This is a genomic window from Chitinophaga fulva, from assembly GCF_012927205.1.
Lineage (GTDB): Bacteria > Bacteroidota > Bacteroidia > Chitinophagales > Chitinophagaceae > Chitinophaga > Chitinophaga fulva.
The window spans coordinates 404,840-421,572 of record NZ_JABBGC010000002.1 but is presented as its reverse complement, the minus strand read 5'-3'; the positions used below and the strand labels follow the sequence as shown (position 1 = coordinate 421,572).

The window sequence follows — 16,733 nt, the reverse complement described above, 5'->3', positions numbered from 1 at the left end:
AGCACCAGCTGATCATCTTTCAGTGATACTTTTATTCCCGTTTCCCTGGCCTTTTCCAGTAATCTCAACGCCTTCGTCAGGCTAAGTTCAGACATGATCGTTTTCGTTTTGGAGTTATAGGATGAGATTACAACTGAATCATTTCATATTCTTCCTGTGCTGCCGGGCCGCTCTGTTGGCCCATCCGGATGTACCTTGCCAACTCTTCGATGGTCAGCAGCTCGAAAAATGCGCTGAGCGATACATCCGTCTGCATCTTTTTCCGCATCAGGGAGATGAGCCGGATCGCCAGCAATGAGTCTCCGCCCAGTTGGAAAAAATTATCACCGGGAAACACGCTTTCTACCTCGAGCACTTCTTTCCAGATCTCTGCCAGCTGTGTTTCTGTTTCATCCATTTCCCGGCCAGCCTGGCTGCCGCTAACGCTGGCCGGCAGTGCCAGCAGCACCTTACGGTCTGTTTTGCCGTTGGTGGTAACCGGTATGTGGTCCAACAGAAATAGCTGTGTCGGCATCATGTACCCGGGCAGGCGTTGTAACAGCCCATTGCTGATATTAGTGATCATTTCCGTTGGGGAAAGCCAGCCATTACGCTGAAGCGCCTGTTCCGGTACTGGTCCTGTCATATTCCTTTCCAACTCAGGCCGGAAAGCAAAGATGTTATAGAGAATATCGTCACCGGCCAGGGAAGGTTCCTTCTCCACATATATATGAAAGCCTCTGCCTTCCAGGGTGCGGGATATTCTGTCCAGACGGCCTTCCACATCATGCACCTCTATGATCACGCTCTGAATCCTGGACCAGTCAGCATCATCGATGCCTTTTATGACAAACTCTTCTGAATTCTCCACATCTATTTTCAGCAGGTCTACTTTATCGAGCCGCTCCTCCTGTATAATACGGGAGATGGTTTTGGTGCGACAGGTAATCTTCCTGCTGCTCAGTTTTGCATCCAGCAATTCATCTATCGCCTCATTGCTCAACTCATTACCGCCGGAGTTCCTGATGTAGGCCCGCACGAGTTCCCGCGCTTCCACACTGCTTTCATTGATGCCCGACACGATGCTGACTTCAGGATAATAGGAAATATCCAATTGTCCCTCGCTATCAGAAACAGCCAACTGGTAAGCGTTTCCGGGAATACCATAAAGAGACCGGTTCTTACTGAGGTATCCAAAGACTTCCGGGATCGGCTCAAATGAAAAGATCCTGGCACGGTTGTTCAACAGGTGAAAGAATAACGTAGAGAAACCGGCATTAGCCCCTACATCTATTACACAGCTGTCATCATGCAGGTGCAGGCCATTCCGCAGGTAACATTGGTCCATAAATATTTCCTGATAGAGATATCTTACCTCGTTGATGTTAGCGTTCAGGATGGGTAATCCGTTAGGGAGCAAATGCAGCTCTTGCGGCTGAATTTCCCTGCGGTTAAACATGGCCAGGTAATTAGCCAGCAACGGCAGCAACGTAGCGTCCACCTGCGCATAGGCCTGTATTTTTTGCGGTTGATCAGGCTCTTTCGCACTTCCAACAGCAACGATCCTTCCATCTTTGATGCCTTCCACCTGTTTCAATGCACTTTCTATTTCCCCTGTTTCAATCCTGTAACCGTGTATCTTCAACTGTTCGTCTTTCCTGCCATGGTAGAGGATATTTCCATCAGGCAACCAGCTGGCGATATCGCCACTTCTGTACAAGCGCTCACCGGTTACATACGGACTGTCAATAAATCGTTCCGCTGTCAGGGAAGGGCGGTTCAGATAACCACGGGCCACTTGCAGGCCGCCTATCAACAACTCTCCTGGTACGCCCAAAGGCACCGGCTCCAGGTATTTGTCCACGATATACAGCCGGACATGGTTAAACGGTTTGCCAATCGGTACCGGACCATGCGCATCCGGAGAAATATGCTGCGAGGACAATGTATAGGCGCAACAACCGACGGTCGCTTCTGTGGGACCGTATTCGTTGATAATAGTCACCGGTTGTCCTTTCACCAGCATTTGCAGCTGTCCGAAATACAACGCCTCCCCTCCCAATACAATTTTGCCAGGCATTTTCATTCCCATAGCCACTGCATCTTCCAACAACGGCAGATGTGCAGGCGTCAGTTTCAGGAAGTCCAGGTCCGTAGTCCTCAACAGCAGACTGCGGAATGCGTCCAGTGCATTATCTCCGGCCATGAAAACTGTTTTACCCGCCACCAGTGGCAAGAACATGGCGGTTACTGCCGCATCAAAAGTATAAGCCAGGTGTGCCAGGCTACCTGAGCCATCGCCGTTGTACCTGATCAAACTGTTATCGAGATAGGCCGTCAGGTTCCCGTGTTCTACCATCACTCCTTTGGGTTCTCCTGTAGACCCGGATGTATAGAGAATATAAGCCAGGTTGCGGGCAGCAATGGCTGTTGGTATATTTTCAACCGTTTCCGATGTAATAGCCGCATCGGTCATGTGCAACCGGCGGACCTGCTGAAGCCCTTCTTCGGCGGACGGACTGAGTAATTCATCAGTCAAGGCGATAACCGCGGCAGCATCCTTAGCGATAAATGCTATACGGGTGGCAGGATGTTCCGGGTCCAGCGGTAAATAGGCAGCACCGCATTTCATGATTCCCAGCATCGCTGCCAGCATATCCGGATGCCGGCGCATACATACCGGTACCACTTCTTCCTGGCGGACACCCGCTTTACGCAGATAGTGAGCCAGCTGATTAGCATGTTCATTCAATTGACGATAGCTCACAGAGATATTTCCGGACACCACAGCAACCTGCTCCGGTGTGCGTGCAACCTGCTCTTCAAAAAGCGTCACTACTGTCTTGTTCCGCTCATATGGGATAGGTGTAGCAGCACTATTGAATGCAAATAGCAGCTGGTGCCGGTCTTCATCGTTGAGCAGCTGTATGTCCCTGATCAGCAAGCTATCATTCCGGATGATCTGTTGCAGTACTGAGCTGAAATGGGTGCTTATCTGCTGCACATACAGGGGGGCAATCAGCGCGGCATTGTAGAAGAAGCGTACACTGATAACATGGGAAGCGCCTACTGAAATATAGAAAGGATACTCTGCCTGTTCCAGTATTTCGAGATTATCAACCTTCAGCGTTCGGGCCGATGCCGCAATCACATCTGCCACCGGATAATTCTGGAAAGCGAGGATGTTATCAAAAAGTTCTCCTTGTATCCCTCCCCAGCGCTGTATCTCAGAGAGTGATGAATATTGAAAATTACGTGAACGTTGTTGGTCCTGCTGTATATCCTGCAACCAGTTCCCTACCTGTCGTTCATCTCTGACAACAGTGCGCAGCGGCAGGGTATTGATGTACATCCCCACCCTGTGTTCCACGCCAGGCAGGTCTTCCGGCCTGCCGGATGTGACAGCGCCATATACCACGTCTTCTTCGCCGGTATAGCGGCTCAACAGGAAAGCCCAAATACCCTGCATCAGGGTATTGGTGGTGATACGGTTACGCCGGGCATATGCAGCGATATCATTCGTTTGTACTTCACCGATAGACAGCAGTTCTTCACAGTAGGTACCGCTATTTCGCACACGCATGGCAGCCGAAGACACAAAGGGCAGCACGGTTGCCCCTTCTACGCCCGACAGGTACTGCCGCCAGTAGTCTTCGCCCTTCTCATTGTCCTGCTGCGAAACATAGCGGATATAATCTTCATAAAGATCTTCCGGTTTTTCTTCCGGTGTTTGTTTTGTTGCGAGTTCATGGTATGCGGAGAGGAACTCCTCCACGAGAATGGGCAATGACCAGCCATCGAGCAGTATATGATGAGAGCTCCACAGCATACGGTAACGTTTATCGTCCAGCCGTATCAGCACCACCCGCATCAGCGGCGGCTGCCTGAAATCAAACGGTTGCCTGCGGTCCGATTCTTCTTTCGCCTGTACGGCCCGCTGCTGTTCTTCCTGTGGCAGATGGCGATAATCCAGCAGCTCTACCGGTACTTTCACCTCTTTATGCACACACTGTACCGGAATACGGAATACATCATGATGAAAGCTGCTTCGCAATATGCTGTGATGCTTTAGCAGGTATTGCCAGGCATTCATGAAAGCATTTTCATCTACCTCTGATAAGTCACATTTTAACTGATTACGGTATGATTCGCGCTCGCCATCATACAGGTTATGAAACAACATCCCTCCCTGCAATGGCCCAAGGCGGTAACAACGGGAGATAGCTGCTCCCCTGGTATGACCGTCCGGCTGTACTTCTCCCAGGAAAGCATCCAGCTCCTCAGCAGACACTTCACCAGACAGTCCATAATCAGCCGGGGTATATATGGTAACGCCCGTTGCTTTCTGTTCAAGGCAATGCGTAATCAGCTGATGCAGGCATTGTATATATTTTTCTGCTACTGCCGCAACGGATGCTTCATCATAATATTGGTTGTTGTAATCCCAACGGACCACCAGTTTTTCACCAGACAACACACTATTGACAGATAACGGTTCTGATCCCGGATGAGCCACCGGCGCATCCTCGCCGGTTGATTCTGTAGCAGTCCTGAACCATTCATTGTCCGGTAAAGCATTATCTGTGCGGCCAAGATAGTTGAACAGCACGTCCCAGCTGCGGCCTGTCAGACGGGCGTCTTTACAGATGCTACGCAACACCCCGTATCCGATTCCCTTGTCCGGCACCTGGTGCAGGTGCTCTTTCACATTTCTAATCAGCGCACCTACGGTTTCGCCGGTACGCCATGAAAAATGTACCGGATATTTCACGGTAAACCACCCAACCGTGCGGCTCACGTCCGGAGCGCCCGGAATCCCGTTACGCCCGTGGCCTTCCAGGCCTACGACCAACTCGTCACGGCCGCTCCATCCACATAACGCCATCGTTAAAGCAGTCAACAACAGGTCATTGATTTCCGTATGATACACCGGTGAGATATCATGCATCAAATGGGTTGTAGCCTTTTTGTCCAACTCCGTAACATGATATTTTATTTCACCCTGTTGCACCGCAATTGACGCAGACTGCAAGGGCCGGTAAGCATTATGCAGGCAAGTCCACCAGTCCAGCTGGGATTGCAGCCTGCGGCTGCTGCTATACGCCTCCAGGTGGCGATGCCAGCTGCTGTAAGAAGCTGTTTTTTTACCCAGTACCGGTTGCTGCCCTTCGCTCACAGCAGACAATGACACCATCAGGTCTTCCAATAATATCCTCCAGGAGATACCATCTGTCACCAGGTGATGGGCGGTAATAAACAGCCTGTTAAACGTTTCATCTGTTCCGGTTTCCATCAGCAATACCTGCAGCACTTTCCCTGCTTTGATATCCAGCTGTTGCCGGCAGTCGCTGCAATAGCGCGCCACCGTGGCATCCAGCGATGAGGAGGGCGTGCCGGAAAGATCTGCCACAGATACCGTTTCAGCTACCTCTCCGTAAGACTGTTGCCAGTTGCCGTTTTCATCCTGCCGATATACAAAGCGCAGGCCGTCATGATGAGACAGTATCAGCGACATCACTTCAGACAGTTGCCGGGCAGAAACCTGCTTATTGACAGCCAGCAACAGCGACTGGTTATAGCGTGGTGCCACCGGCCATACCTGTTGCAGATAATCCCTTTGAATAGGCAATAATCCACTTTCACCTTCTTCCCGTATATCCGTTCCTGTTAATTCACTTTTCCGTTCCTTCAACACCATTCCTATCCGGGCGATCGTCTGGTAGGTGAAAATATCGTCCACCCGCAGTTCATAACCCAGGCGGCGGGCGCGGCTTACCACCTGGATGGTAATGATGGAGTCGCCGCCAAGATCAAAAAAGTTATCGTGGATACCCACCTTTTCTACATACAACAACTCCTGCCAGATACCTGCCAATGCTTCTTCCATGGCATTGCGCGGTGCCAGGAAACGGGCTTCCGGCAACAGCTCTTCATCCAGCCGGGACAGTTTTTTCCGGTCCACCTTGCCGTTGGCAGTAAGCGGTATTTGCTCCAGCCTTACAATAGCGGCAGGCATCATATATTCCGGGAGCGTATTTTTCAGCTGCGCGGTGGCGTTCCCCTGATCAAAGGCATCATCGGCCACCACATAGGCTATCAGCCGTTTGATGTTATTATTACCGGCGACAATTACTTCACATTGTTTCACTCCCTGTAACTGTTTCAACGCAAAGACGATTTCTCCGGGTTCTATTCTATATCCGCGGATTTTGACCTGATCATCTGCCCTGCCTATGTATTCAATTGTTCCATTCGGCAGCCAGCGGGCCATGTCGCCGGTTTTATACATCTTTTCACCCTCACTGAAAGGGTTATTTACGAAACAGGCAGCGGTATGTTCTTCATTGTTCAGATACCCGCGGGCCACTTGTATACCAGCTATATGCAGTTCCCCGGCTACTCCCGGTGGCAAGGGCTGTCCCGTTTTATCCAGGATATAAAGCCGGTTGAGAGGCATCGGTTTTCCTATCGGCACCACATTCGTGTAGCTGAGGTCGGCCGCTGGGTCATACAGGTATTGTGCCACAGATACCGCAGCTTCGGTAGGTCCGTATTTATTGTAAAAGCTGACGAAAGGCGCCCATTGCGCTGCCAGTTCTTTGCTGCAGGCCTCTCCACCCGATATCATCCTTTTCAGGTGCTGATATCCGCCGGGAGTGAGCGTTTCCAGGAAAGCCGGCGTGGCATGCAGATGTGTTATCTGCTGTGCATCCATATATTGGTCAAACAGTTCCCTGTCGAGCCGTATTGCCTCAGGAGCCAATACCAGTTTAGCTCCGGAGCTAAGTGGAAGAAAAATCTGTTCAACAGAAGCATCAAAAGCATAACTGGCCAACTGCAATATCCTGTCCTCCGCTGTAATATTCAGCGTCGCCTGTTGATGGCGGATATAACTGGCAATACTGCGATGTTCTACCATGACGCCTTTGGGCGCGCCTGTAGAACCAGACGTATAAATAACATAGGCCAGATTTTGCGGAACAGCAGCCGGTCCGTTTCCGGGTAATGGCGCATCATGATGCTGTACGGCAGCCGGATCAACGATAGTGCCCTGATATCCTGTAGCCCGGATACTATGGGTATGAGCGGCACCTGCTATCACTACCTCGGCCGCTGTATCCTGTATAATGTATCCAATCCGGGTTTGCGGATAGGCAGGATCTATCGGCACATATGCGCCACCAGCTTTCAGGATACCTAATATGCTGATGATCATTTCAGGAGAACGCTCCACACATACAGGCACCAGGCGTTCCGGCCCTACGCCCATCCCCCGCAGGCTGACAGCCATTTTCGCTGCCTGTTCGTCCAGTTCCCGGTAGCTCAGCTGCCTGTCTTTATACACCACCGAAATATTGTCCGGCGTCCGCCTTGCCTGTTCTTCAAACAACGTGATCAACGTACTTTCCGGTCCTGCTACTACAGCCATGGCAGGTTCATTGAACCCGTGTAATAACTGTCGCAGCGCCTCATCGTTCAACAACCGGATATCTTTGAACAGCAGCACATCGGTTTTTACCAACTGTTGCAATACCTGTTCAAAGTGTGATTTGATCTGCTGTACATAAACAGCGGCCAGCCATTCTTCCCGGTATATCAGTTGAAGGAGGATATTATTATCGAGTGAAAATCTGACCAGTAACGGATAGTTAGAGCTTTGTTCCAAACCTTTCAGGTTTTCCACCTTCAACCGCCAGTCTGTTGCCGCCACCATCTCGTCTACCGGGTAGTTCTGGAATACCATGATACTGTCAAATAGCTCACCCTGTATGCCCGACCAGCGCTGTATATCAGTGAGGGCAGTATATTGATGCAGGCGTGAACGCTGCTGGTCCTGCTGTATATCCCGCAGCCATTCAGCCACCGTATTATTGTCACTCACTACTGCGCGCAGCGGCAGGGTATTAATATACATGCCTACACGACGTTCCACACCAGGCAGGTCTTCCGGACGACCTGATGTGACCGCACCGAATACGACATCCGGGTTGCCGGTGTACCGGCTCAACAGATAAGCCCATACACCCTGCATGACAGTATTGACAGTAATACGATTTCGTTTCGCATAGGCAGAAACCTGTGCTGTAAGCTGTTCTCCGAATGGGAATACCTCTTCCCTGAAATCACTCACCCCACGGCTTCGTTTTTCCGATACCGGTATAAAGGGAAGCGAAACACCTTCTTCCAACCCTGACAGGTATTGCCGCCAGTAAGCTTCTTCCTGTTCCTTATCGCACTGTTCCAGGTACCGGATATAATCTTCATATCGGTCTTCAGGTTGTTCTGCCGGCGTTTCTCCGGCCGCCAGCAGATTATAGGTGCTCAGGTATTCTTCTATCAGTACAGGCATGGACCAGCCATCCAGCAGTATATGGTGAGAGCTCCACAACATGCGGTAATGATCATCTCCAAGCCGCATCAGTACCACACGCATCAGTGGCGCCTGTTTGAAGTCGAAGCCCTGTTGGCGGTCTGATTCTTCTTTCGCCAGTATGACAGCCTGCTGTTCTTCAGGGGCAAGATGCCGGTAATCCAGTAACTCCACCGGCATTTTCACATCTTCATGAACACACTGCACCGCTATACGAAAGGCATCATGGTGAAAGCTGCTTCGCAGGATGCTATGCTGTTTCAGCAGGTATTGCCAGGCTGCAATAAAGGCCTGCTCATCTACTCCGCGCAGGTCACATCTCAGCTGGTTACGATAAGCACCGTTCTGTTCATCATAGAGGTTATGGAACATCATACCTCCCTGCAGCGGGCTCAGTTTATAGATAGCGGATATATTGCCTGTCTTACTCTTTGAATCAGATAAGTAAGCTATCAACGCTTCTTTATTAGTACGTATATAGTCGATGACCTCACGGTTATTTTTGATTGCATTTACTTCCTCCTCTGTCAGTCTGAACTTGTCTGCTTTCAGTATAAGCCTTGTCCCGTCGACAGTTAAGGAGAAATGGTGTTGCCTGAGATGTTCGATAAATTCTTTGATTTCCATGTTAAAATGTTGACGGGTTAAAAAATCATGATATCATCCTGGTCAGGGTTGTCGGCGCTGGTATCGTTGTTTTTAAGAAACCCTTCCAGTTCTTCCTGCGATACTTTACCGGACAGGCCATAATCGGCAGGCGTATAGGAGGTGATACCGCGGGCCTTCTGGTCCAGACAATGCGTAATAAGCTCCTGCAGACAGTGGATATATTTTTCCGATAGCAATGTTATCAATGTTTCGTCCCAATACTGGCTGTTGTAATTCCAGCACACCACCAGTTGTCCATCCTGTAATCCGTTGTCAATCACAAGTGGCGTTTCTCCGGGATGCAGAGCCTCCATCCGGTCTGTTTCTTCCAGGAACCTGAACAACACATCCCATCCTGATTTGGAGAGACGGGTATCTTTACAGATACTGCGCAACACGCCGTAGCCGATGCCTTTGTCCGGTACCTGATGCAGGTGTTCCTTTACACTCTTCAACAGGACGTCTGCCGGTAGTGTGGCATGCCAGGAAAGACGCACCGGATACTGCACCGCGAAGCACCCCACCGTGCGACTTACATCCGGTGCTCCGGGAATTCCGGTACGGCCGATATCATCCAATCCAATCACCAGCTCATCCCTGTTGCTCCATCCACACAGTGTCATCGCCATGCCTGCAAGCAGGAGGTCCCGGGCATCTATATGATACACCTGTAAGGCATCACCCAGCAAATGGGCTGTCCACGTGCTATCCAGCGCGATGAGATGATGTTTCATCGCTCCTGAATACGTTGTCACTGAAGCTTGTTTCAACGGCAGGTAACGTTCCTTCATAGCAACCCACCAATCTGTCTGCGCCAGTAGCCGGCGACTGCGGCTATATTCTTCCAGATGACGGTACCAGCTGCTATAAGATGCTGTTTTTTTGCCAGGGGACGGCATTTGTTCATCATTGAGGGCAGACAGCAGGAGCGTCAAATCTTCCTGCAATATTTTCTGTGAGATATCGTCTGCCACCAAATAATGTGTAGCGATAAAAAGCCGGTTAGACGTTTCTGTTGCTCCGGTTTCCATCAACAATACCGTCACCACTTTTCCGGTGACGATGTCCAGTTTTTGCCGGCATTCGCCACAATGACGTGCTACAGCTGCTTCCAGCCCGGATAATGGCACAGCGGAAAGATCAGCAACGGTAATTTCAACATCGCCGTCTCCATAGTACTGTTGCCAGCCACCGGAATCATGCTGCCGGTAAGTAAACCGCAGGCTATCGTGATGCGACAACAGCGATGCCATTACCGCTGTTAGCTGCGTTACGGATACTTCCTTGTGAACAGGCACAAGGAGCGACAGTCCATCGCCGGGCGCCACCTTCCATTTATTTTCCAGGTAGTCCAGCTGTACCGGCAGCAACCCGCTTTCTCCTTCCTCCCTGATACCTGCCGCAGAAGCAGAAAGCATGCGCTCATCCAGGGCTGCGGCGATACGCCCGACGGTCTGGTGAATAAACAGATCGCCCACTTCCAGCTCACATCCCATGCGGCGTGCACGGCTTACGACCTGAATGGAAATAATGGAATTTCCTCCCAGTTCAAAGAAGTTATCGTTGATCCCTACCTGCCGGACATTCAGCAATTCCTGCCAGATAGTCGCCAGGATGGTCTCTGTTTCATTACGGGGAGCCACATAGGGTACCTCAAAGCTATAGCCGGAAATATCTGTATGCCGCAGGAGTGTTTTGTCAACTTTTCCATTGGCGGTTACAGGAATCTGTTCTATATCGATAAATACAGCAGGGACCATAAACTCCGGCAAGTGCATTCTAAGGTATCCGGGCAGCTCTTGTTTGTTATAGGGAGCTTCCGCTACAATGAAGCCCACCAGCCGTTTGTGACCGTTGGTATCGTCCTTGTCTATCACTACCGCCTGACGAATAGCAGGCAAAGCATTCAGCAGGTTTTCAATTTCTGTTGTCTCTATTCTGTACCCTGATATTTTAACCTGATCATCCTTTCTTCCCGCCAGGGTGACCGTTCCATCTGTCAACCATTTTGCTTTATCTCCTGTACGGTATATCCGTCCGGTGTGGGTGAAAGGGTCCGGCAGGAACCGATGGTTCTCTGCTGCCGCCGCCCCGGTATACCCCCTGCCTACACCAGCGCCACCGATATACAGCTCCCCTGTCACGCCTATAGGCACTGGTTGTAAAGCCTCGTCCAGCACGTAATACCGGATATTGTCCATTGGCTTTCCTATCGGTACGGTAACCGCTTCCTGCGGTAATATTCCTTCAAAATAAGAAGAGTCGATCGTGGCCTCTGTCACACCATAACTGTTGAGCAACCGGGTATGATCACTACAGAAACGGCGTAACGTTTCATAGTGTACGGTGTTGCATGTGTCCGATCCCACAACAAGCAATTTCAGCTGCTCCATTGGTATCCCTGATGCCATGAATTGTTGTACCAGTTGTAATACCAGCGCCGGCGTAGACTCGAGTATATTGATACCTTCCCTCACCATAAGTGCTTCCAGGTATTGCATGTCCATCCGCTGCTCTTTGTTGACCAGCACGATAGTACCACCGTTGGTCAATGCCCTGCAATAATCACCGGTAAATACATCAAAGGAAATGCTGGCCAGGGACAATAGTATTGGCCTGAACTCATTCAACCGGTACTGTTTACGCCAGCTGTAAATGATATTCAGAAGCTGACCATGTTCTACCATTACGCCTTTAGGGCGCCCTGTAGAACCGGAGGTATAGATCACATAGGCCAGATCGCTGGCAGCGCTTACCGCAGCAGGAACAGTAACCGGCATATGGCTGATAACCTCCCTGTCGGCAGACAGATCTATGATAGTGCCTTTGTAATCCTTTACCGGCAGTGAAGTGCTGTAACGTACTATTAAACGCGCCTGCGTGTCTGTCAACATATAACCGATACGGTCTGCCGGATATTCCGGATCTATTGGCACATAAGCGGCGCCGGCTTTGAGAATGCCCAGTATGCCGATCATCATTTCCACCGAGCGGTCAGCGCACAGCGGCACCAGCATGCCGCGGCCCACACCCTGACTACGCAGGTAATGCGCCAGCTGATTGCTGCGTTCATCCAGTTCCTGGTAACACAACACTGTTTCTCCGTATTTCACCGCGGCTACCAACGGGCTGGCTGCGGCCTGCTGCGCAAACAAATCCAGCAGTGTACTTTCAGGTGATATACTCCATGGTGCTGGATGATTATTAAAGCCATACAACAGGGTTTCCCGTTCTGCCGCTTTCAGCATCGGGAGCTGATCTACCGGTTGGTTACGATCAGACAGAATGCTCTGCAGCAAGGTGGTATAATGTTCCAGCATCCGCTCCATACTGTCCGGCCGGAATAGATCGCGGTTGTATAGTACATGCAGTTGCAGGCCTCCATTGCCCGCACGAACGTTCAGTTCTATATCAAACTTCGCCGGCAGGGTGTTGGCGGATGCCGCTGTCAGGGTAACATCACCGAGGTCCGGCTCACCGCCTTCCAATACATTCTCCAGCGCAAACATCACTTGAAAAACAGCGCCACGGCTCATATCACGTTCCAACCCTAACGTATCAACGATTTTATCAAACGGCACTTCCTGATGTTCAAAGGCCGCCAGCGTGGTAGCCCGCACTGCTGCCAACAGGGTACGGAAACCGGCTGGTCCCTGCACCAGGCTACGCAATGCCAGCGTGTTTACAAAAAAGCCGATCAGTGTTTCCAGCTCTTCATGCTGGCGACCTGCCACCGGCGTGCCCACACAAATATCCTCCTGGCTGCTGTAGCGATATAGCAATACTTTGAATGCCGCCAGTAACGTCATATAGAGCGTCACATTCTCTTCGAGGCTAAGCGCCTGCAGGCCTTCGTATAATGTTGCATCCAGCGTCAGCCAGGTTTCTCCTCCACGGCCGCTCTGTTGCGGCGGACGCACATAATCCAGCGGAAGGTCCAGTACCGCCACGCCTGACAGCTGCTGCTGCCAATATGATAATTTAGATGCCAACACCGCTCCGGAAAGATGGTCCCGCTGCCACGCCGCATAATCCGCATATTGCAACGCCGGCGCCGGCAACGTGATTTCTGCTCCGCCGCCGATGCTGCGGTACAACGCTGCCAGTTCCCCTACCAGCACCGATACAGACCAGCCATCAAAGGCGATATGGTGCAGCATGACCAGCAATGTATGGGAATCCGCATGATGCGCAATGATATGCACCCGCAGCATCATATCTGACGACAAATCATAGGGACGGTCAATGGCGGCAGACAAATAACTGTCCGTATCGCTGCCCGCTTCCATCAGATCGGATTCAGTTATATATTCAGCGGACCATCCTGCCACTGGTTGTACCTCCTGATAGCCTATGCCGTCTTCTTCGCGGATCACGCTGCGAAGCACTTCATGACGCTCCAGTATAGCACGGAAGGCGGCCGTCAATGCTGCGATGTCCAATTCGCCATCCAACCGGAATACCCAGGGCATATGATATTGAAGGCTGCCCTGTAGTTTATCAATAAACCACAGGCGCTCCTGTGCAAAGGATAACGGCGCCGTACCTACGCCGGTGCGACGCGTGATCGCCGGTTGCACAACCGATTCCTGCCGGGCCGACAGATGAGCCGACAAGGCAGTAATCGTGGTATACTGGAACAGTTCCCGTATGCTTACCTCACAGCCTATCCGCCGACGGATAGCGGAAGCGAGGCGCGTTATCAGCAACGAGTGACCACCCAACTCAAAGAAGTTATCGGTAACGCCTACACGCGGCATCCGCAAAAGCTCCTGCCAGATCTCCGCCAGCTGTTCTTCCAGCACTCCCGAAGGCGCCACATAACGCTCCGCTGTAAGACCTCTGAAATCCACCTCCGGCAATGCTTTGCGGTTAACCTTACCAGTGGAAGTCACTGGTAATTGCTCCAGCGGCAGTAATATGGAAGGTACCATATATTCCGGCAGCTGATCAGATAACCACGTCTGTATCGCAACCCGGTCAAAATTCCCTTCCGGTACAATATATCCGATCAGCATACGGGTACCGCTACCATCCTCCCGTGCTACCACGGCGGCCTGTTTTACGCCTGCACAGCGCTGCAACACGCTCTCCACCTCTCCCAGCTCCACCCGGAAACCACGGATCTTTACCTGATCGTCCCGACGTCCCAGGTAATCTATATTGCCATCCGGCAGCCAACGTGCCAGATCACCGGTACGGTACAATCGGTCGCCCGGTACAAAAGGATTAACAATGAATTTTTCTGCTGTCAACTCCGGCCGGTTCAGGTAACCTCGTGCTACCTGTATCCCACCTATGCATAACTCGCCGATAGCCCCCTGCGGTGCAAGCCCACCAGCACCATCCAGGATGTACAACTGTGTGTTGGATACCGGACGGCCAATAGGCACCGCTTTTCGGGCTGATATATCTACATCGGGTAAACAATGATATTCCGACGCTGAAATGGCGGCTTCCGTAGGACCATATTTGTTGTAGAACTCACAAACACCTTTCCAGCGGTTCCACAATTCGATGTTACAGATTTCACCACCGGACACCACGCGTTTCAGCCCGCCATAACTGTCTGCGGCAAGATTGTAGTGGAAACTGGGCGTAGCCTGAAGATGCGTAATTCTTTTCTCCTTCATGAATATCCCGAACTGATGCAGGTCCAATCTCACCGTATCCCTGATCAATACCATCGCCGCGCCACTGATCAAAGGCAGAAATATCTGTTCAGCAGATGCGTCAAAACAATAATTATAAAACTGTAAGATGCGGTCATCTTCTCCAATCCTGAACTCCTTCCATTGATGGAAAAGGAAATTCACCAGCGAGCGATGCTCCAGCAACACCCCTTTGGGTTTGCCCGTAGAACCGGATGTATAGATCGTATATAACAGATGATGGGGGCACAACACCGCTGTAGCAGCTTCCACCGGCGATTGGCCGATCTGTTCCCATTCGCCATCTATTTCCACTACTGTGGCCACCTGTCCTTTTGAGCGCAGCAACGGACCGAACTGTTGCCGGGTGACCACTACACGGGCTGCGGTATCTTCCAGCATGAAAGTGATCCTTTCCTCCGGATAACCCGGATCTATAGGTACGTACGCACCACCTGCCTTTAAAATACCCATGATGCAGACCATCATTTCCAGAGAACGGTCCATGCAAACAGGCACCAGCACTTCCGGTCTTACACCAAGACGGCGCAGGTAACTGCCCAACAGTTCCGCTTTCTCATTCAGTTCAAAGTAAGTCAGCGCATCATTTTCAAACTCTACGGCTACGTTATCCGGTGTACGTGCTACCTGCTCTTCAAACAGCGCCACGATTGTTTTATCCGGAAAAGATACCCTGGTATCATTAAACGTGTATAACAGCAACTGTTCTTCTGCCTCTCCCAGCATCTTCAGCTCGCCCAGCTTACTGTCGGCATTACCAACAACAGCCCATAGCAGGCGTTCATAATGCCCCAGCATCCTTTCAATGGTTTGATGATCGAAAAGATCTGTGCAGTAATTAATATTCAGGTCGATATGACCATCTATATCAGCGACAGTCAGCTTGAGGTCAAACCGGGAGGTGACTTCATTATCAAAACCGTCGGTGATCATCACGTCTTCCAGCTGCAGCCTGGCGGTGTCCATCGTATTCTGCATGACAAACATGACCTGGATCAGCGAGCTGCGGCTCATATCACGGTCTATCCCCAACGTCTCTACGATTTTTTCGAAAGGCACGTCCTGATGTTCATAGGCAGACAAGGTGGTATTTCTCACCTGTTTCAACAATTCACGGAAAGTCATGCAGCCTTCTACCTGGCTGCGTAATGCCAATGTATTGACAAAGAAGCCGATCATGTGCTCCAGTTCCTGCAGCGGGCGACCAGCAACTGGCGTTCCCACACAGATATCTTCCTGGCCGGTGTAGCGGAACAACAATACTTTAAATACAGCCAGCAGTGTCATATACAGCGTAGTACCCTCTGCATGACCCAACGTATGCAGTTGGCCATACAGCGATTCCGGGAGTCTGGAACGTACTTCCGCGCCACGAACACTCTGATGCGGAGGTCTAGGATAGTCCAGCGGTAAGTCCAGCGCAGCTACGCCCGCCAGCTGTTCTCTCCAGTAGTTCAGTTTGTCCTGCAATACATCACCAGACAGGTAAGAGCGCTGCCATGCTGCATAATCAGCATATTGCAATTGCGGCAATGGTAAATCTGCTGTTCCGTTGCCCTTCCTTTCCATATGGTACAATGCTTCCAACTCTTTTACCAAAATAGACACTGACCAGCCATCAAAGGCAATATGGTGTAACATGACCAGTAATGTAAAGGAAGTATCCCGGCGTGTCACCACATGCACCCGCAGCATCATATCCGCAGAAAGGTCGTATGGACGCGCCACTTCTGTCAGCAGGTATTGATGTACGTCTGTCCCCGCCGCCTCCAGCTGGTCTTCATGGACATACACCGGCGCCCAGTCAGCTGCATGCAGTAATTCCTGGTAGCCTACGCCATCTTTTTCCCGGATCACGGTGCGTAACACTTCATGCCTGTCAATTGCCCGGCGGAAAGCTCGCTCGAGTGCAGCCACATCCAATGTTTCCTGTATGTTAAATACCCAGGGCATGTGATATTGAATGCTGCCCTGCAGCTGATCAATAAACCAAAGACGTTCCTGCGCAAATGACAATGCCGGCGCTCCCGTATCTGTCCGGCGCGTGATGTCAGGCATCAGCG

At 51.1% G+C, this 16,733-nt stretch carries 1 protein-coding gene and 1 pseudogene; both read right to left on the bottom strand.

Annotated elements, in window-relative coordinates:
* Positions 1 to 127: 127 nt before the first annotated feature.
* Positions 128 to 8,977, bottom strand: a complete 8,850-nt coding sequence (locus HHL17_RS18190) for a non-ribosomal peptide synthetase (protein WP_169226243.1) — start codon at positions 8,975 to 8,977, stop codon at positions 128 to 130.
* 17 nt (positions 8,978 to 8,994) lie between these two features.
* Positions 8,995 to 16,677 (bottom strand): annotated as a pseudogene (locus tag HHL17_RS34040) (amino acid adenylation domain-containing protein); the annotation flags it as partial.
* Between the last annotated feature and the right edge of the window lie 56 nt (positions 16,678 to 16,733).